Raw genomic sequence first — 18,930 nt, 5'->3', positions numbered from 1 at the left:
ATGAATGACAGCCCGCCCACCGCATCCGACCGCAGCCTTCTGATGGGCGTGCTGGCGACGTCGCGCAAGAAGAACGAACGCCGACTGCCGATCCACCCTCTGCATCTGGAACGGATCGACGCGGACCTCCGGAATCGCATCATCCTGGAAACGGGGTACGGCGAGCGATTCGGCCAGTCCGACGCGCAGCTCGCCCCCCTCGTGCATCGGATCGCGTCGAGGGAGGAGCTCATCGCCGACTCCGACATCGTGCTTCTGCCCAAACCTCAGGCAGCCGACCTCGCCGACCTTCATGAAGGACAGGTCCTCTGGGGCTGGCCGCATTGCGTCCAGGACCGCGAACTCACCCAGACCGCCATCGACAAGCGACTGACCCTCATCGCCTTCGAAGCCATGAACCACTGGACGCCCGAAGGCGGGTTCGCACTCCACGTCTTCCACAAGAACAACGAGCTGGCCGGATACGCATCCGTGCTGCACGCCCTCGAGCTGACCGGCTCCACCGGGCACTACGGTCGGCGGATGAGCGCGGTTGTCATCGGGTTCGGCGCGACCGCACGCGGCGCGGTCACGGCGCTGAACGCGCTCGGGATCCACGACGTCCAGGTGCTTACCAGCCGTGGCATCGCCGCTGTTGGCTCACCCATCCACTCCGCCACGATCGTCCAGTTCGACCAGGACGAGGACGGGTCTTTCCTGTCAGCGGTTCTCGACGGTGACAAACGCAAACCGCTTGCGCCGTTCCTGGCCGGGCATGACATCGTGGTCAACTGCACCCTGCAGGACCCAAACAACCCGATCGTCTACCTGTCCACGTCTGACCTGTCCCTGTTCAGGCCGGGAAGCCTCATCATCGATGTGTCCTGTGACGAGGGTATGGGCTTCGAATGGGCGACGATGACATCATTCGACGACCCGATAATCGAGGTGGGCGACCACATCCGCTACTACGCCGTCGACCACACTCCCTCGCACCTCTGGAACTCCGCCACGTGGGAGATCAGCGAAGCCCTGCTCCCGTTCCTCCGCACGGTGATGGACGGCCCGACAGACGAAGAGCGCAACGAGACGATCCGCCGTGCCGTTGAGATCCGCGACGGGGTCATTCAGAATCCGGCCATCCTGACCTTCCAGAATCGCTCCTCCGAGTACCCGCACGCCGTTCTCTAGAGACGACGGCGGGATTCCGCTGTTCCGGTGACGCAAAAACCCCGAATACGTCGGTATTCAGGGTTCTTGCGTCACTGGAACGCGAACGACTTGCCGGTCAGCCCTCGTCCCGGATGCCGCGGACCTGCGGGTCGTGGAAGCTGCCCCCGAAGACGCGCTCACTGGCGCCCTCGCGGTCGAGGTACGGCGTCACGCCACCCATGTGGAACGGCCACCCGGCTCCGAGAATCATGCAGAGGTCGATGTCCTCCGGCCCTTCGACAACCGAGTCTTCGAGCATGCGGTGGATCTCGTCGGCGAGGCCGTCCACCAGACGCAGCAGAATGGCATCCGCCGTCAGCGGTTCGGTTCCGCCCGAGATGATCTTCAGCGCGCCCTTGTCGAAGCCCTTGACCTTACCCTTGGAATCCTTGTCGAGCAGGGTGCCATACTCCGCCAGTTTGTGCAGGTTCTCGCTGCGGTAGAACCGGTCGGGGAACGCGTTGTGATGGGTGTCGAGCACGTGGGCGCCGACCTTGAGCCCGACGAGGTCAAGCAGCTGCGACGGCGGCATCGGCAGTCCGAGAGGAGCCATGGCCTTGTCGACGACCTCGAACGAGGTGCCGGAGTCGACCGCGTGCATCGCTTCACCGAGGAGCTTCGCGAGCACGCGGTTGACCACGAAACCGGGGGTGTCTCGTGTGATCACGGCGTTCTTGCGCAGCTTCTCGGCGATCGACATGGCCGTCGCGAGGGCCTCGGGAGTGGTCTGCGGTGTCTTCACCACTTCGATCAGCGGCATCACGGCCACCGGGTTGAAGAAGTGGAATCCGACGAGCCGTTCGGGGTGGGCCAGCTTCTCACCGATCCGCTCCACCGAGAGCGACGAGGTGTTGGTGGCGAGGATCGCCGTGTCGGAGAGGTACTGCTCGACGTCGGCAAACACGTCCTGCTTCACCCCGAGCTCTTCGAAGACCGCTTCGATCACCCAGTCGCAGTCGGCGAAGTCGCTCTTGTTCGTCGTGCCCGAGATGAGTCCGTTCAGGCGGTTGGCTTCGTCGGGGGAGATGCGCTTCTTCTGCAGCAGCGCATCGATCTCACCGCGGATGCTGTCGATCCCCTTGTCGACACGGGACTGGTCCAGGTCGGTGATGACGACGGGCACCTGCAGCTGACGCACGAAAAGCAACGCGAACTGGCTCGCCATGAGACCCGCACCGATCACGCCGACCTTGGTGACTTTCTGGGCGAGCGTCTTGTCCGGCGCCCCGGCCGGGCGCTTAGCACGCTTCTGCACGAGGTTGAAGGCGTACACGCTGGCCTTGAACTGGTCGCCGCAGGCGAGCCGGGCCAGCGCCGCGTCTTCGCGTTCGAACGCTTCGGCCTTTGTGCCGCTCTTCGCTGCCTTGAGGAGGTCGAGCGCGACGTACGGCGCCACCGGGACGGTGCCGATCTTCGACTCCAGCGACTTGCGGGCAATACCGACGGCAACGTCCCACTTGACCAGGCGTTCGACCTTGCCTGGCGCGTTCTTCCGCTCTACTTTCGTCTTTCCGGCGAGGACATCGCCAGCCCAGGCGAGGGAATTCTCCAGGAACGAGGCGGCCGGGAAAATCGCGTCTGCGATCCCGAGCTCGAACGCGTCCGGCGCTTTCAGCATCCGGTTCATTTTCAACGGGTTCTCGAGAACCACCTTGAGGGCGTTCTCGATGCCGATCAGGTTCGGCAGCAGGTAGGCGCCGCCCCAGGCGGGGACCAGACCGAGGAAGACCTCGGGCAGGGCGATGCCAGCCGCCGACGCGTCGACGGTGCGGTAGGTCGCGTTCAGGGCGATCTCGAGACCGCCGCCGAGCGCGAGCCCATTGATGAACACGAACGACGGCACCCCGAGGGTGTCGAGCTTGCCGAACACGTGGTGTCCGAGTTGCCCGAGAAGGCGCGCCGAGTCGAGGGAGTCGACCTCGCTGACCTTGCTCAGGTCCGCGCCCGCGGCGAAGATGAAGGGCTTGCCGGTGATGGCGACGGCGACGATTTGTTTCGCTGCCGCGCGTGCGCGCTGGGCGTCGAGCACGCCGCCCAGTTCCAGCAGGGTGACCGGTCCGAGCGTGTTCGGCCGGGTGTGGTCCCTTCCGTTGTCGAGGGTGACCAGGGCGATCACGCTGCCGTCGGGCAGCGCGATGTCACGAACGAACGAGTGGGTGACGACTTCGTCGGTGGCGTGGGCGAGCAGCGGGCTGAAATCGATGGTGGAGTAGTCGGTCATCGCGATTACTTCTTTCCCTTCCAGTTCGTGTTCTCCCAGACGACGCTGCCACCCTGCCCAAGCCCCACGCACATGGCAGTGAGGCCGTATCGCACGTCCGGTCGCTCCGCGAATTGGGCCGCGAGCTGGGTCATCAGGCGCACACCGGATGCCGCAAGGGGATGGCCGACGGCGATGGCCCCGCCCCACTGGTTCACACGGGGGTCGTCATCGTCGATGCCGAAGTGGTCGAGGAGCGACAACACCTGAATCGCGAAGGCCTCGTTCAGTTCGAACAACCCGATGTCGTCGATCGTGAGCCCCGCCTTCCGCAACGCCTTCTCGGTCGACGGCACAGGACCGATGCCCATGATCTCCGGTTCGACACCGGCGAAGGCGAAGCTCACCATCCGCATTTTCGGCTTCAGCTTGAATTCCTTGACGGCCGGCCCGCCGGCCATCAGGCTCACCGTAGCGCCGTCGGTGAGTGGCGACGCCGTGCCGGCGGTGACACGGCCGTGCGTGCGGAACGGCGTCCTCAGGTTCGCCAGCCCTTCCATCGTGGTCTCCGGACGGGTGCCTTCGTCGCGGGTGGCGAGACCCCAGCCCGATTCGCTCCGGATCGCCACCGGAATGAGGTCCGGCTGGATCTTGCCCGCGTCGTACGCTGCCTGCAGCTTGTGCTGGCTGCGCATGCCGTACCGGTCGGCGCGTTCCTTGGTCAGGTGGGGGAACCGGTCGTGGATGCGCTCCGCCGTCTTGCCCATGTCGAGGGCGTCAGCCGAGACGAGCTTCTCGCTGACGAACCGCGGGTTCGGGTCTGCGTTCGCGCCGAGCGGGTGACGGCCCATGTGCTCGACACCCCCGGCGATCGCGAAGTCGTACGCTCCGAACGCAATGGCGCTTCCGACCTGCGTCACGGCGCTCATCGCGCCGGCACACATCCGGTCGATGGCATAGCCGGGGACGGACTGCGGAAGGCCGGCGAGCAGGGCCGTCGTGCGGCCGAGCGTCAGGCCCTGGTCACCCTGCTGCGTGGTGGCCGCGATCGCGACCTCGTCGATTCGGTCCTTGGGAACATCCTGGTTGCGGTCGAGAAGTCCGATCATCGCCTTGACGACGAGGTCATCTGACCGGGTGTTCCAGTACTGGCCTTTTTCTCCGGCGCGACCGAACGGGGTTCGCACACCATCAACAAAAAAGACATCGGCTATTTCGGCCACGTTGCCTCCCATTTCTCGTAGTGCTACTGATCCTAGGAGGAGCCAAATCCGACCTGGAATCGTTTGATTCTTCCTACGACTCGGGTTTCTCGGCCTCCGACGGCGATTGGCTCGACTCTACAAAAGCCGAGGCAATTGCCTGTGCAGTAGCTTCAATTTGCCACGGCCGGGCCGATAACGCCGACAGTGCCTCTGCGACGGACTCGGGGGTGACCGGTTCGGGCGGAGCCCAGGCGACACGGCGCAGAAGATCAGGGGTCAGGAGGTTCTCGACCGGTATCGCCAGTTCCTCGGAGATCGCACCGACCGCGACACGGGCCGCTTTCAGGCGGGCGTCGGCATCCGGGTTGCGTTCCGCCCAGCTTCGGGCGGGCGGCAGGGTGTCACCGGACGCTCCGCGGATCGGCGGCAGGTCATCGGTGCTGAGGCCGCGTTCGATCGCCGACCACCAGCGGGGAAGTTCGCTCCGCGAAGCCCTGCCCTTGAATTCGCGCAGCGCCGCGAGGGCAGCCCGGGTGCGGGGTTCAGCCTTGATCGCGGCAACGAGGGAGGAGTCGGGCACGAGACGGCCGGGAGCGATGTCGCTTTCGCGGGCGAAGGCATCCCTCTCGGTCCAGAGCTCACGTGCGACGGCCAGGTTACGGGCACCGCGGACGGTGTTCAGCCCGGAGAGCCTGCGCCACGGGTCCTGGCGCTGCAGCTTCGGCTGCCGGGCGAGTGTCGCTTCGAATTCCTGGGCGGCGATCGCACGTTTTCCACCCTCGTCGAGCATGGCGGCGAGCTTGTCGCGCACGTCGACGAGGAGTTCCACGTCGAGGGCGGCATATTCCAGCCAGGTCGCCGGCAGCGGCCGGGTCGACCAGTCTGCTGCGGAGTGTTCCTTGGCGAGATGGATGCCCAGGAGTTCCTCCACGACGGTGCCGAGACCGACCCGGGGGAGGCCGAGGAGCCGGGCGGCGAGCTCGGTGTCGAAGATCCGAACCGGGTCGAGGCCGACTTCACGCAGGCAGGCGAGGTCCTGGCTGGCAGCGTGGATGACCCATTCTGCCGGCGCGATCGCCTCGTTCAACTCGTCGAAACGGCCGACGGCTGGCGGGTCGAAAAGGAACAGACCGGCGCCACGGCGGTACAGCTGGATCAGGTAGGCCCGCTGCGAGTACCGGTAGCCGGATGCCCGTTCGGCGTCGACGGCGATCGGACCGGTTCCGGCAGCAATGATTTTCACGGCGTCGAGGTATTCGTCCCTCGACTCAATGACGTGGCGTTCAGTCACGCGCCGTCCTGCGGCTAGACAACAGAGTGACACCTTCGGTCGTTGGTGGGAGCCCGGCAAGCATGCAGAGCAGTTCACCCCAGCCTTCCACATGTGATGAGATGTCGTCCTCCAGCGGCGTCCAGGAGGCCCGCAGTTCAATCTGGGCGCCGTCGCCCTGCGCGGCGAGCTCCCCGAAACCGGATGAGATGATCTTGGTGGCGGTGCCCGACGCGGAGCTGTACTTGGCGGATCGGGCGTTGAGTGCGTCCACCAGCCATGACCAGGCGACCTCCGCCAGGAACGGGTCGAGGCCGATCTCGGTCTCGAGCGGCGCCTGTGCGAAGCAGACGATTCGGAAGGCACCGCCCCATGCGTCGGGTTCGCTCGGGTCGTAGAGCAGGATGAACCGGCCGGTTCCGAGTTCGGAATCCGCTCCGTGCCTCGACGGGGTGACGTCGGCCGAGAGCGCCACACTGTACGGCGCCAGGTTGCCGGGCGCGGGAATCTCGGTCACGGCGAGTTCGGGGCGCGCCTTGGCACGACGAACGGAATCCAGTGCTCTCTGGAACGCTGCCGGCACGTCGGTGCCCATCGGTAAATCAGCCACGTTTGCAGACTAGAGTTACTTGCCAATGAATCGTCACAGCCACGCCGACCGGCCATCGCCCCGCCCGTCTGCCCGCCACTGGCGACTTGCGGTGGTTTTCGGCGGGATCCTGCTGACCCTCGCCGGGAGCGCCGTCATCGCTATCGGAACCGTCGCACGACGCGTCGTCACCCCGGCCCGCACCCGGTTCCGGGAGAGCGACGTCGTCGCCATCGATGCAGAGAACGGGACGATCACTCTCGGCACCAATCCTGACACCACGCTGCCCGGGCGCTACGGCCTCTTCTATGGGGCGCCAGAGCGTTACCTTCGCCTCGGCGACATCATCAATTCCAACGATGCGACGGTCACTCGCCAGCTGGAGACCCCGCCAGACGGCCTGCCCGCGAGCGGCCCTGCGACCTTCAGCGGCTGGTACTACTCCCGTCCTGAGGAACTCGGCCTCGACTTCCGCACCGTCGACGTGCCGACGCCGGCCGGAAACGCCCCCGCCTGGTTGTTCCCCGCGCACGAGGACACGGGCCGCTGGGTTCTCATCGTCCACGGCCGCGGCACCACCAGAAGCGAGTGCCTCCGCGCTGTTCCGGTCTGGCGCGAAGCAGGCTATTCGGCCCTTCTCGTGTCGTACCGGAACGACGGCGACGCTCCGCCGAGCGCCGACGGCCTGTACGGGCTCGGCGACACCGAGTGGCAGGACGTCGACGCAGCGCTCGACGTGGCCGTCGCCGGTGGGGCGCGGGACGTGGTGCTCATGGGCTGGTCGATGGGCGGCACGATCGCCCTGCAAACGGCGCTGCGCAGCGACAAGGCCGGTCTGATCCGCGGCATCGCCCTTGAATCTCCGGTGCTCGACTGGGCCCGGGTCCTCGAATTCCAGGCGGATGCCACGAGGATTCCGGTTCCGTTGAGGCTCGCCGCGATCACGGCGATCAGCAGCCCCTGGGGGCGTGCTCTCACCGGGCTCGACTCTGCGGTGAACTTCTCCGGGCTCGACATGGTCAGCCGCGCCGACGAGCTTTCGGTTCCGGTCCTCGTGCTGCACAGCGACGACGACGGGTTCGTGCCCTCATCCGGATCGCACGAGCTCGCGGCGGCCCGGCCGGACCTCGTCACGTTCTCGCCGTTCACCGGCGCGCGGCACACCAAGCTGTGGAACTACGACGAGGAACGCTGGTCGTCTGCCATCCGGGACTGGGCCGCGACGCTGGGCTGACCTCAGGCGGCTACGCGGTCCGTCAGTTGCCGCTTCGCGCGCTGGAGCATGCCATTCATGCCGTGAAGCCGCAGCGGAGAAACCGCCTTGCCGAGGCCGAGCATCTGTGGGAAGTCCGAGGGGATCGCCAGGACCTCATCGACGCTCAACCCGTCGACAGCCTGGGCCAGGATGCTGGCGAACCCGCGGGTGGTTGGCGCTTCGCGGGGCGCCGTCGCGTGCAGGTGCACACCGTCATCTGCGACCTCCATGAAGATGTAGATCGGTGACTGGCATTCGACCACGCGCTCCAGCAGGTCGGGGTGGTCGGCGTACCGGGCCGGAAGGTCCGGGAGCTCCATCGAGAACTCGAGCAGGAGCTGCAGGCGCGACTTCTCGTCGACGTCCAGGAACTCATCACGGATGTCGGCCAGCTGGGCGGGGAGGGTCTCGGTCATGGTGGCCCTATTCTCCCACGTGAAACTGGCGGCCGGCCGGGTGCCCAACCGCTCAGGCGGTCAGCGGGGGAGCTCTCCCGGTTCGGCTCCGAGGACGATCGGCACCCGGACGGCGCTGCCCCATTCAGTCCATGAGCCGTCGTAATTCCGGACCTTGTCGAAACCGAGGAGGTAGTGCAGCACGAACCAGGTGTGGCTTGAGCGCTCACCGATCCGGCAATAGGCGACGACGTCGTCGCCGTCCTTGAGCCCGGCGCCGTCACGGTACACGGTGTTCAGGTCGGCGAGGGAACGGAAGGTCCCGTCGTCGGCGACCGCTTTGGACCATGGCACGCTTGCCGCCGTGGGGATGTGGCCCGACCGCAACGCGCCCTCCTCGGGGTAGGCGGGAGCGGTGTTGCGCTCACCGCTGTACTCCTCAGGGGAGCGCACGTCGATGAGCGGCTTCCCGAGGTGCGCGAGAACGTCGTCCTTGTACGCCCGGATGGCCGAGTCGTCGCGTTCGACGACCGGGTAGTCCGTTCGCGGCCGCTCGGTGGCATCCGTGGTCATCTCGCGTCCTTCGGCGATCCACTTGTCGCGGCCCCCGTCCATGAGCCGCACGTCGCGGTGCCCGAACAGCGTGAACACCCACAGCGCATATGCGGCCCACCAGTTGCTCTTGTCACCGTAGAGAACGACGGTGTCGTCGCGGGCGATGCCCTTCCGCGACAGCAGCTCGGCGAATCCGGCACCGTCGATGTAGTCGCGCTGCACCGGGTCATTGAGATCGGTGTGCCAGTCAACCTTCACGGCACCGGGGATGTGGCCGATCTCATAGAGCAGTACGTCTTCGTCGGATTCGACGACGACGAGGCCCTCCGTGCCAAGTCGCTCCTGCAACCATTGAGTGGAGACCAGGCGTTCGGGGTGGGCGTACTCGGCGAACGCGAGGGACTGGTCGGCTTCGATGGGCATGGTCTACCTTCTTCAATGGGCCGCGACGCGGTGTGTTCAGGGCGTCGGCTGCCTTAGGCTGGGAACTCGTTCTTCCTGCGAAAATACGCAGCTTTCCCGACAGCGGATAAAGCGCCGTAAGACTTCGACACACGAGGTATTCTCCCATGAGCCACACTGCCGAGACGGCACGCATCCGCATCTCCGACCGCACGCCCACGATCACCGGCGAGGAGATCGCCGCCAGTCTCGTGCCGCCGCGCCAGTTCACGGATGCCAGCTTCGCAAGTTACCGGCCTGATCCCGACTTCGCGTCGCAGCAGGAGGCGGTGGAGTTGCTGCAGGCGTTCTCAGCAGGCTGGGCTCCGGCGAAGTCCTCCGGGTTCTTCGGTCGCAAGAAGAAGGAGCCCGAGGTCAAGCCGGGCGTCTACCTCGACGGTGGATTCGGCGTTGGGAAGACCCACCTGCTCGCTGCTCTCTGGCACGCGGCACCGGGTCCGCGCAAATACTTCGGCACCTTCATCGAATACACCGCACTCGTCGGCGCCCTCGGTTATGCCAAGGCCGTCGACGCGCTCACCGGGTCCGCGTTGCTCTGCATCGACGAGTTCGAACTCGACGATCCGGGCGACACGATGATGATGACCCGGCTGCTCACCGACCTGGTGGCCAAAGGGACCCGCGTCGCCGCGACGTCGAACACCCCGCCGAATGCACTCGGTGAAGGCCGCTTTGCCGCATCGGACTTTCTGCGGGAGATCCACGCGATGTCGAGCCACTTCACGACGCTGCGGATCGACGGCAACGACTTCCGCCGCCGCTCCATGGAAGGCCATGCCGGCAATCTCGACGACGCTGCCTACGCCACTCGGCTCGAAAGTTCGGCACAGGCCGGCGAGCGAATGTCAGACGACTCCTTCGACGGGCTCATCAGCCACCTGGCAACGGTTCACCCGTCGAAGTACATCAAGCTGATCGACGGCATCGACCGGATCGGCCTTCGCGAGGTCCACGAGTTGCACTCGCAGACGGAGGCACTGCGACTGGTGGCGTTCATCGACCGTGTCTACGACGCCCAGATTCCGATCTCGGCAACCGGCATCCCACTCGACCAGGTGTTCGCCGGTGACATGCTCTCGGGCGGGTACCGCAAGAAGTACCTCAGGTCGATGTCGCGCATGGTCGCTTTGTCCGAGGGCTCGTAGCTCCACGAAACCTTCTTTTTACATAGGCACCCGCGCCGTAACAGACCCGAAACATCGGGTGCACCGCTCTCGAAACGTCCGGCATCCATGCTGGCTACACCGACAAACGCTCAGCGTTCCCCGTCGGCAGCCCCGATGCACCCGAGAGAACTAAGGACACGATATGGACACCGGCAGCATTGCCTGGGGGATCACAGCTACCGCACTGGTACTTGTGATGACTCCCGGCGTCGCATTCTTCTATGGCGGGCTCGTGAAGGCCAAGAGCGTCATCAGCATGATGATGATGAGCTTTGGCGCACTCGGCCTCATCACCGTGCTGTGGATTCTCTACGGCTTCAACATGAGCGCAGTCGCCAACCCGCTCGACTTCGCCGGCAACCCCTTCGCCGACTTCGGGCTCACGGCCCTCTCGCAGGGTGAGGATGCCAACACGAACCTCCTCGGTGCGACCTACGGCGCCACCTTCGCGATCATCACCGTCGCCCTGATCTCCGGTGCGATCGCCGACCGGGCCAAGTTCGGGTCCTGGATGCTGTTCGCCGGTATCTTCGCGACTCTCGCCTACTTCCCGATCGCAGCCTGGGTCTGGGGCGGCGGCTGGATCATGAACCTCGGCACGGCGCTCTTCGGTGAAGACGCAGGAATCGGCGTCATCGACTACGCCGGTGGAACCGCAGTCCACATCAACGCCGGTGCAGCCGCCCTCGCCCTTGCCCTTGTCCTGGGCAAGCGCGTTGGATTCCAGAAGGGCATCCAGAAGCCTCACAACGTTCCGCTGACCCTCCTCGGCGCGTCGATCCTCTGGTTCGGCTGGTTCGGCTTCAACGCCGGCGCCGAATGGCTCAACGGCCTCGCCAACACCGGCCTCATCGTGATCAACACGCTCGGCGCAACCGCTGCAGCGATCATCGGCTGGCTGGTCATCGAGAAGCTCAAGGACGGCAAGGCCACGTCGGTCGGCGCCGCATCGGGTGCCGTCGCCGGCCTCGTCGCCATCACCCCGGCGTGTGCCAACCTCACCCCGGGCTGGGCACTTCTGCTCGGTGTCATCACCGGAGCGATCTGCGCCCTGGCGATCGAGCTCAAGTTCAAGCTCGGCTTCGATGACTCCCTCGATGTCGTCGGCATCCACCTCGTCGGTGGCCTCGTCGGAACCCTGTACCTGGGCTTCTTCGCCACCGAGACCGGCCTCTTCCTCGGCGGCGGCTTCGAACAGCTCGCGGTTCAGTTCATCGCAGCCTTCGCCGTGCTGGTGTACTCCTTCCTCGTCGCCGGCATCGTCGGCTTCGCCATCCAGAAGACTCTCGGCTTCCGGGTGAAGAACGAAGACGAGATCGCCGGGGTCGACACCTCGGTCCACGGCGAAGAGGGTTACGCCCTCGAAGTCGTCTAGATCACACCTCGAAACGGGATGCCGCCTTCCGCGGCATCCCGTTTTGTCGTTTCCGGGGACGCTCCGCCGCCCGCCGTAGGATGAGGCCGTGGCATCCTTCAGTGCAGTCCTCCGTTCCGTCGTCGCGTCGCTGATGCGCACGACGAACATCAAGGCAGAAGTGGCTTCCCCGGGTCGGCCGAACGGTGCGACGGAACCGGGACGCTATGGCAGTACGGCCACCGTCGAAGTGGATGCCACGCGGGTCGGCCGAGTCCGGATGGCATATGTGCCGTCGACGGACGGCAACCCCGACCCGGGTGAGATCGTCTGGACCTGGGTGCCGTTCGAAGAGCGTGACGGCCGGGGCAAGGATCGCCCGGTGCTGCTCGTCGCCGCCGAGCCGAGCGGAGCGGCCCTTGCGGTGCAGCTGACGAGCAAACCGCATGGCGACGCTGAGAACTTCGTGTCGATCGGCCGGGGGAGTTGGGACGCCCAGGGCCGGCCGAGCTGGGTCGGGATCGAGCGGGTGTTCCGCGTCCATCCCGACGGGATGCGACGCGAAGCAGCCGCCCTCGACGCCGACCGTTTCTCGCAGGTGGCCGGTGCGATCAGGGCACGGTACGGCTGGCGTTGAACGGAGCACCACCCGAAGCGCGTTAGAATTTTTCCACCGATCCGGACGGGGAGTCTCATCAGAATCATCAGCTACAACCTCCGCAAGCATGCTGCAAGCGCCGAACTGATCGGCCTGGAAACGTTGTACGAAGCCGATGTCCTGTGCCTGCAGGAGGCCGACAGCGAGCTCCTGCCCGAGAGTGTGGGCAATCTGCGCCTCGCCGACTCCACCCGGGCGAACCGGCTCGGACTGGCGGTCTACTACAACGTCGACCGGTTCGAAGCGATCACGACGACAGCGTTCGAGCTGAAGAAGTCGATGCATGACCGGCTCTTCTCACCGGCCACGGAGCGACTGATCGCGACGAAGCTCTTCGACAAGGAGGCCGGCCGGGAGATGCTCGTCGCCTCCTTCCATGCGGCGCCCCTGACCGCACTGAACTCGCTGCGTCGCCATCAGATCAAGACGGCCCACGCGGAACTGCACTCGCTTGCCGAAGGCATCCCGACCGTGATGGTCGGCGACTTCAACTACCCGATCTTCAAGAAGAACCTGCGCCGCCGGATCCAGGAGATGGGCTACGAACTGTCCCTGAGTGACGAGCGGACCTATGCCCGTTATGTGATCTTCCGCGGGCACTTTGATTTCGTGACGAGTGTGAACATGGGCATCGACGAAGTGAAGACGCTTCCACGAGGGGCGTCGGACCACCGCGCGATCCTCGTCACCACGTCGTATCTTCCCTGAACAGGGGCTGTTTACGGGGCTCTGCGAGCGTGAGGGGTCGACAACGGGCCTCATCCTCAGTACCGTGCTCCAAAAGATGAGCATGTCTCACGATTGACTCGCGTGACGAACCCGCAGCCTGCCCCCGGCGGCGAGTCCCAGCCCGAGCGAAGAGGTCTTGACTGCTCTGTCATCACCCTCGCAAAGGAGCACGAGTGAAAGTTCATACCTTGACGGCAGCGGTCTGCGCCGCCGTTCTCACGACAGTCGCCCTCGCCACACCGGCGTCGGCCCGCGGTCAGTATCCCCCCATCGGCGTCGACCATCAGGTCCTCGCCGACGGGATGATGGCGCCGCTCTCCCTCGACGTACAACCCAACGGAACGGCGTGGATCACGCAGAACTTTCCCGGCGTCCTCACCAAGGTGACGGCGAAGGGCGAACAGGTCGACGTCCTCACCGGCAATGGCGACGAGATCAGTGCCGTGACCACACGCGGCAATACCGTGTACTACGCCCAGGTCTCGGCGGATGCCACCCATAGCCGCTCAGTGCTCATGAGCGTCACCGAGGGGAGTGCACCGGTGCAGGTGGCGGACCTCCGCGCCCACGAGGACCAGGAGAATCCTGACGCCGTGAACACGTATGGGTTCGTGGACCTGCCGGAGTCGTGCGCCTCACAGTTCGAGCCCGCCGCCGAGCCGTTCCTGCAGCCCACCTACGCGGGTGCAATCGACACGCACCCGTACGCCTCACTGGCGACGAAGGACGGGATCTACGTCGCGGATGCCGGGATGAACGCGATTCTCAAGGTGGGTTACGACGGAGACGTTTCAACCGTTGCCGTGCTGCCGCCGACGGAGCCGGTCGTTACGACCGCCGAGGTCATCGCTCTGTACGGCTTCCCCGAGTGCGCCATCGGCTATTCCTACCGGTTCGAGCCGGTGCCGACCGACGTCGAAATCGGTCCGGGAGGCTGGCTGTACGTCACCACGCTTCCGGGTGGGCCTGAGGACCCAAGCCTTGGCGAGCGTGGAGCGGTATACAGGGTCGACCCCTCCACCGGCGACGTTGAACTCTTCGCCACGGGCTTTGTCGGTTCGACGGGCCTCGCGGTCTCAAAGAAGGGTGTTGTGTTCGTCGCCGAGATGTTCGGAGGTGCGGACGGAACAGGACAGGTATCCGTCATCCCGCCGTGGGGCGGCGAAGCGGTAGCAGAGTTCCCGGTCTCGTCACCGGCGGCGATCGAACTCTCAGGGAAGAACCTCTACCTCACCAAGGATGCCTTCGTGCTCGGTCCGGAAGGCCCGCAGCCGATCGGCAAGCTGGTCAAGGTGGGCCTGACCGGCAAGTCGCTGAAGGCGTATCTCGGCTAGCAGCGCAACCAGGCGGAAGTGCCGTGCGCCACTGACCGGCGCACGGCACTTCTTTGCCTCAGCGGCCCTCTTCGGACAGGATCTCACGGACTGTCCTCACAGCCGTGCGCACGAAATGGGGGTTCGTGTCGCTGTAGTAGGGAATGATCAGCCCAGCCTGGTGCAGGGCGAAGCCACGCCCGCGATTCCATGTCCCGTCGTCCACCCGCAGCGTTGCCCGGAATTGCCGCCGGCCGGTCGGGCCGAAGACGCTCCACGCGGCGATCACATCCGCAGCCGGGTCGCCAACCCCGGCCCCTCCCCAGTCGAGAACCGCCGCCAGCCGGCCGTCGGCCACAAGGAGGTTCGGCCGAAGCAGGTCGGTGTGGATCCACACCGGGGCACCCGTCCACGCCGGTGTCTCGAGCGCCTCGTCCCAGGCCGCGGTTGCTGCCGTTGCGTCGATGACGCCAGCGGATGCCGCGAGGGCGTCGCGCGTGATGGCATCCAGTTCCCGGAGCGGCCTTCGCCCCGCCGGAGGAGCATTCGTGGGGGCGATACCCCGCAACTCGGTGAGAAAGTGCGCGAGGTCCCTGGCCGCCTGCACCTCGTCGTCGACGCCGTCGTCCGAGTACGGCGAGCCGTCGATCCACTCGTAGATGGCCCAGGGCATCGGGTAGAACGCCGTGGGGGAGCCCGCGCGCACCGGGCGGGGGATCGGAAGCGTCAGTTGTGACCCAAGCACCGGCAGCCACGTCAGCTCCCGCTCGAGATCGGGCGCCCACCGGGGCACGCGGGGGATGCGGACAAGAAGATTCTCACCAAGCCGGAACACGGCGTTCACGGTTCCCGTCGACCGAACCTCCCGAAGCGGCAGGCGTGCGAGATCCGGGACCTGGTCGGCGAGCAGGCGGGCCACCAGCTTCGCGTCGATCGCGACTTCGTCGTCGTGCATGGTCATGCGTTCTCGTCCCTGACAGAAAAAAGGCCCGCGGAATCCGCGGGCCTTTCGTTGTGGGCGATACCGGACTCGAACCGATGACCTCTTCCGTGTGAAGGAAGCGCGCTACCAACTGCGCCAATCGCCCAATTCGCGCGAACCTGGCGGTTCACAACGACGTCTTATCGTACCGGAACCGGACTGCCCTCGCGAACCACATGGCATCCGTTTTCGCGTCTTTCCGCCGCGAAATGACAACGCGGTAACTCGATTTTGTTTCTCGGCTCATCATCAAGTAGAGTCTTTCAAGCACGCAGGAATGCGAGCAAATGCGGATGTGGCGCAGTGGTAGCGCATCACCTTGCCAAGGTGAGGGTCGCGAGTTCGAATCTCGTCATCCGCTCGAGTGTTGGGGTTAGCCTTCGGGTTGACCACGGCATGTGGGCAACCACACGCGGTGGCGTGGCCGAGAGGCGAGGCAGCGGCCTGCAAAGCCGTCCACACGGGTTCGAATCCCGTCGCCACCTCACACTCAAAACTGAATTATCATGGCACGTAGCATGAGCGATTGGCGCAGCGGTAGCGCGCTTCCCTGACACGGAAGAGGTCGCTGGTTCGATCCCAGTATCGCTCACAGAGAAATAGCCCGGACAGAAATGTCCGGGCTACTTCTGATTAACGGCCGGATAGAACCGGCGCCCCCTGGACCGCATGCGCCGCGCTCCAGCAGCGGCGCTCCGGTGACGCAAAAGCACCCTATGAGCCCGCATTCGGTGCATTCGCGTCACCGGAACCCCGGATGCGCCAGCATTCGGTGCGTTTGCGTCACCGGAACCAGGATGCCGCACCACCTCCCGCAGACGGACGGCAGGCCGGCCCGCGGCACACACTCCGGTGACGCAAAAGCACCCTATGAGTCCGCATTCGGTGCATTCGCGTCACCGGAACCACCGATGCGCCAGCATTCGGTGCGTTTGCGTCACCGGAACGACGGATGCCGCTCCACCCCGCGGACAAAACGTCCGGGCTTTTCTTGCGTCGACGCGGTTGACCGCAGGCGCAAATTGAGCGATACTCACGTCCCTCCAAGGGGGGCTGCCTGTGAAAAAGCTGGGACCCTACACTCGGATCACTGAGCGCTTGACCCTACAAGCGCCGATGACTAAGGCAAGGCACATTCCATGGGTGATCCCGAGCCCACGGCTTTCGCACGCTCACGGACAGTGTCGTGCTGAGGGCCGGAGATGACGACATCGACAGTGTCGTACCCAGCCAGCGTGCACGCACGTTGTCACCCCGAGCGCAGGACCTGACGCTACTCGGAACGGTCTGGGTGGCCGGAATCGTCGTCACAACTCTTCCCCTGGTGAACTTTTCATTCGGTGCCGGCGTTCGCAGCTTCGCGCTCGACGTCATTCTCGACGCGGTGAACGCCTGCATCGCCCTGCTCGCCGCCTATCTCGTTCACGGCCGGTTCCTCCGTCAGGGACGACTTCAGGACCTCCTCCTGACCCATGGCCTCGTGCTGCTCGCTCTCGCTGGACTCGGGGTGACGATCCTCACAGACACGGTTGGTGGCGCCCCCGTACAGGCGGCCGGAATATGGCTTCCTGTCGCCGTCCTGTCGGTTGCCGCCGTACTCATCGCCGCAGCGGCTCTCGTGGATGCTCCGCCGATCCGGCGAGCGGAAACCCGGAAGTGGTCTGGCATCTCCGTGGTGACCGAGGTCTGTCTGCTCAGCGTTCTGTTGACGGTAATCAGCTCGTACGAGGATGAACTGTCGAGCTTCTTTTCGGCGGGCGAGACATCGACGGTGGCTGGCCACCCGCTCGTCGTCGCCGGCCACTGGTGGGTCGGGCTGTGGTTCTTCGTCGCATCCATCGCCTTTGCACACCGGTCGTCGTGGTCCCTCGACCCGCTCCTTCGCTGGACTGCACCCGCCTTCGCTCTCGCGGGTTTCGCGCGGGTGAACTATGCGCTCTTCCCCGAAGTCCATACCGAATGGCTGTATGCAGGCGATGTCTTCAGAACGGCGTGTTACCTCCTGCTCCTCGTTGGGGCCACCCGCGAAATCCGCCAGTACTGGAACGCCCAGGCAGGTGTAGCCGTCCTGGAGGATCGCCGGCGCCTCGCCCGGGAACTGCACGACGGCGTGATCCAGGAACTCGCATTCATCAAGTCACAGAGCCTCACCCTGACGGAGCCTTCAGCGACGCCGGTGCGTATCGTCAGCGCGTGCAACCGTGCGCTGGACGAAGCTCGGGCGGCACTCCAGGCGCTCGGCCAGACCGGGGACGAGCCGCTCGGCCTCATGCTGCACCGTACGGCTCAGGAGCTCGCCGAACGCCATGGCGTTGACCTCGAAGTCGATCTCGACGACTCGGTCGAGGCGGTCGCCGAACAGCAGCATGCCGTGCTGCGGATCACCCGCGAGGCCGTCTCAAACGCTGTCCGCCACGGTAAGGCCCAACGCGTGCGCATCATGTTGACCAAGACCGGCCACAGTCGCTGCCTGACGGTTACAGACGACGGCACCGGATTCGATTTGGCCTCAACGCTCGCCTCGGCGTCGGGATACGGGCTGACGAGCATGAGGGAGAGGGCAGAGCTGCTCCCCGGAACATTCACGATCTACTCGCAAAGCGGACAGGGAAGTGTGGTGACGGTGACATGGTGACGACAGACCGGATCAGTGTGGTGATGGCAGACGATCATCAACCGTTGCGGGCCCGCATCCGATTCGCACTCGAAGAAGGCGGCTGCGACGTTCGCGGCGAGACCGCCAGCGCCGATGAGGCTGTCCGCCTCGCCATCGAGCATCAGCCCGATGTCGCACTCCTCGACATTCACATGCCGGGAAACGGCATCCATGCCGCCCAGCAGATCAGCCGCGACGTTCCTGGAACGGCGATCGTCATGCTCACCCAGTCGACCGAGGACGAGGATCTCTTCGATTCGCTTCGAGCCGGGGCGTCCGGATACCTTCTCAAGGACACCGACCCCACGCTGTTGCCGGACGCCCTGCGAAGTGTGCTGCGGGGGGAGGCGGCCATGCCCGCCACTCTCGTGACCCGGATTCTCGACGAGTTCCGTGGGCCGACCAAGCGTCGGTTCATGCGCAAATCAGCGGCCGTGTCGAAGCTCAGCGCCCGGGAGTGGGAAGTGATGGAGATGCTGAGCCAGGGGCTTTCCACCGAAGACGTCAGCAAGCGACTGTTCGTGTCGCCGACGACAGTGCGGGTGCATGTGTCTGCAGTCCTCCGCAAACTCTCGGTCAGCGACCGGGAGAGTGCGTTCCGCTTGCTCCGTGACGAGTAGAAGACGCCCCCGTCAGTGCCAGGCCGATGAACGAGACGCCGAGCGCCTCAGCTTCATCGACGGTCAGTTCACGCGAACCGACGACGACGTAAGGCCCATCCGCGGCTCCGCTGATCGGATCCACCGACATACAGAGCCGCGCAACCACCCCGTCTTCCACGTCGAGGGGCGCACCCTCGTGCACCCAATCGTCTTCCCCGCGCGCCGCGTCGTGTCGGGTGACGCACCAGCACGGGCATTCAGACCGCGCGGTGATGTCGGTGACGGATTCTGCACTGTCTGACCGGGACATCTGAGGTCCTTTCGGTGGGGCCCAGCCCCCTGGGGGTG

Annotated in this window: 17 protein-coding genes and 4 tRNA genes; 12 read left to right on the top strand and 9 right to left on the bottom strand. The window is 65.3% G+C overall.

Annotated elements, in window-relative coordinates; translation table 11 throughout:
* Window positions 1-1,170, top strand: coding sequence for a N(5)-(carboxyethyl)ornithine synthase (locus ABIE24_RS01695; protein ID WP_354496172.1), 1,170 nt, complete (start codon window positions 1-3; stop codon window positions 1,168-1,170).
* A gap of 97 nt (window positions 1,171-1,267) precedes the next feature.
* On the opposite strand, the gene ABIE24_RS01690 is transcribed toward ABIE24_RS01695, so the two are convergent.
* The 4 genes from ABIE24_RS01690 to ABIE24_RS01675 all read right to left on the bottom strand — a co-directional run bounded on the left by ABIE24_RS01690 (window position 1,268) and on the right by ABIE24_RS01675 (window position 6,461).
* Window positions 1,268-3,412: a 3-hydroxyacyl-CoA dehydrogenase NAD-binding domain-containing protein gene (locus tag ABIE24_RS01690; protein WP_354496171.1), complete on the bottom strand. Its 2,145-nt coding sequence runs from the start codon at window positions 3,410-3,412 to the stop codon at window positions 1,268-1,270.
* Window positions 3,413-3,417: 5 nt separating this feature from the next.
* A complete protein-coding gene (locus ABIE24_RS01685; RefSeq protein WP_354496169.1) occupies window positions 3,418-4,614 on the bottom strand; it encodes a thiolase family protein in 1,197 nt (398 codons plus the stop codon).
* Window positions 4,615-4,687: 73 nt separating this feature from the next.
* Window positions 4,688-5,887: an HRDC domain-containing protein gene (locus tag ABIE24_RS01680; protein WP_354496167.1), complete on the bottom strand. Its 1,200-nt coding sequence runs from the start codon at window positions 5,885-5,887 to the stop codon at window positions 4,688-4,690.
* The gene (locus ABIE24_RS01675; RefSeq protein WP_354496430.1) at window positions 5,880-6,461 is read right to left on the bottom strand and encodes a DUF3000 domain-containing protein; all 582 of its coding nucleotides are present in this window, start codon (window positions 6,459-6,461) and stop codon (window positions 5,880-5,882) included. The genes ABIE24_RS01680 and ABIE24_RS01675 overlap by 8 nt, the downstream gene beginning before the upstream one ends.
* Before the next feature lie 40 nt (window positions 6,462-6,501).
* On the opposite strand from ABIE24_RS01675, the gene ABIE24_RS01670 reads away from it, so the two are divergent.
* Entirely contained in the window at window positions 6,502-7,689 is a 1,188-nt protein-coding gene (locus tag ABIE24_RS01670) for an alpha/beta hydrolase family protein (RefSeq protein ID WP_354496165.1), read from the top strand.
* 2 nt (window positions 7,690-7,691) lie between these two features.
* Here ABIE24_RS01670 and ABIE24_RS01665 read toward each other — a convergent pair whose 3' ends face one another.
* Window positions 7,692-8,126, bottom strand: a complete 435-nt coding sequence (locus ABIE24_RS01665; RefSeq protein ID WP_354496163.1) for a SufE family protein — start codon at window positions 8,124-8,126, stop codon at window positions 7,692-7,694.
* Between the two features lie 60 nt (window positions 8,127-8,186).
* Window positions 8,187-9,083: a sulfurtransferase gene (locus ABIE24_RS01660; RefSeq protein WP_354496162.1), complete on the bottom strand. Its 897-nt coding sequence runs from the start codon at window positions 9,081-9,083 to the stop codon at window positions 8,187-8,189.
* A 146-nt stretch (window positions 9,084-9,229) separates the two neighbouring features.
* Between ABIE24_RS01660 and zapE the strand changes: the two genes are divergently transcribed.
* The 5 genes from zapE (at window position 9,230) to ABIE24_RS01635 (ending at window position 14,363) form a co-directional block, all read left to right on the top strand.
* Window positions 9,230-10,267, top strand: a complete 1,038-nt coding sequence (zapE, locus tag ABIE24_RS01655; RefSeq protein WP_354496160.1) for a cell division protein ZapE — start codon at window positions 9,230-9,232, stop codon at window positions 10,265-10,267.
* Between the two features lie 163 nt (window positions 10,268-10,430).
* Window positions 10,431-11,663 (top strand): ammonium transporter, encoded by a 1,233-nt coding sequence (locus ABIE24_RS01650; protein WP_354496158.1) that lies wholly within the window; start codon window positions 10,431-10,433, stop codon window positions 11,661-11,663.
* A gap of 88 nt (window positions 11,664-11,751) precedes the next feature.
* Window positions 11,752-12,279, top strand: coding sequence for a type II toxin-antitoxin system PemK/MazF family toxin (locus ABIE24_RS01645; protein ID WP_354496156.1), 528 nt, complete (start codon window positions 11,752-11,754; stop codon window positions 12,277-12,279).
* Between the two features lie 57 nt (window positions 12,280-12,336).
* On the top strand, window positions 12,337-13,008 hold the full coding sequence (locus tag ABIE24_RS01640; protein WP_354496429.1) for an endonuclease/exonuclease/phosphatase family protein: 672 nt from the start codon (window positions 12,337-12,339) through the stop codon (window positions 13,006-13,008).
* Window positions 13,009-13,202: 194 nt separating this feature from the next.
* Window positions 13,203-14,363 (top strand): ScyD/ScyE family protein, encoded by a 1,161-nt coding sequence (locus ABIE24_RS01635; protein ID WP_354496154.1) that lies wholly within the window; start codon window positions 13,203-13,205, stop codon window positions 14,361-14,363.
* Between the two features lie 58 nt (window positions 14,364-14,421).
* On the opposite strand, the gene ABIE24_RS01630 is transcribed toward ABIE24_RS01635, so the two are convergent.
* Both ABIE24_RS01630 and ABIE24_RS01625 read right to left on the bottom strand, forming a co-directional pair.
* The gene (locus ABIE24_RS01630; protein ID WP_354496152.1) at window positions 14,422-15,303 is read right to left on the bottom strand and encodes an aminoglycoside phosphotransferase family protein; all 882 of its coding nucleotides are present in this window, start codon (window positions 15,301-15,303) and stop codon (window positions 14,422-14,424) included.
* A 54-nt stretch (window positions 15,304-15,357) separates the two neighbouring features.
* Window positions 15,358-15,430, bottom strand: a tRNA-Val gene (locus ABIE24_RS01625).
* A 183-nt stretch (window positions 15,431-15,613) separates the two neighbouring features.
* Here ABIE24_RS01625 and ABIE24_RS01620 point away from each other — a divergent pair.
* The 5 genes from ABIE24_RS01620 (at window position 15,614) to ABIE24_RS01600 (ending at window position 18,600) form a co-directional block, all read left to right on the top strand.
* Window positions 15,614-15,685: transfer RNA gene (locus ABIE24_RS01620), tRNA-Gly, on the top strand.
* A gap of 53 nt (window positions 15,686-15,738) precedes the next feature.
* Window positions 15,739-15,809: transfer RNA gene (locus tag ABIE24_RS01615), tRNA-Cys, on the top strand.
* 35 nt (window positions 15,810-15,844) lie between these two features.
* A tRNA-Val gene (locus ABIE24_RS01610) sits at window positions 15,845-15,916 on the top strand.
* 594 nt (window positions 15,917-16,510) lie between these two features.
* Window positions 16,511-17,959, top strand: coding sequence for a sensor histidine kinase (locus ABIE24_RS01605; protein ID WP_354496150.1), 1,449 nt, complete (start codon window positions 16,511-16,513; stop codon window positions 17,957-17,959).
* Window positions 17,953-18,600 carry a response regulator gene (locus tag ABIE24_RS01600; RefSeq protein WP_354496148.1) on the top strand — a complete coding sequence of 216 codons (648 nt, stop codon included), beginning with the start codon at window positions 17,953-17,955 and terminating at the stop codon, window positions 18,598-18,600. Before ABIE24_RS01605 ends, ABIE24_RS01600 begins: the two co-directional genes overlap by 7 nt.
* Here the strand turns inward: ABIE24_RS01600 and ABIE24_RS17650 are convergent.
* On the bottom strand, window positions 18,557-18,892 hold the full coding sequence (locus ABIE24_RS17650) for a DUF6907 domain-containing protein (protein ID WP_502916220.1): 336 nt from the start codon (window positions 18,890-18,892) through the stop codon (window positions 18,557-18,559). The two genes, ABIE24_RS01600 and ABIE24_RS17650, sit on opposite strands and share 44 nt — an antisense overlap.
* Window positions 18,893-18,930: the final 38 nt, after the last annotated feature.

The organism is Mycetocola sp. 2940, from assembly GCF_040548835.1.
Taxonomy (GTDB): Bacteria; Actinomycetota; Actinomycetes; order Actinomycetales; family Microbacteriaceae; genus Mycetocola_A.
This window is presented reverse-complemented; position numbering and strand designations above follow the sequence as displayed.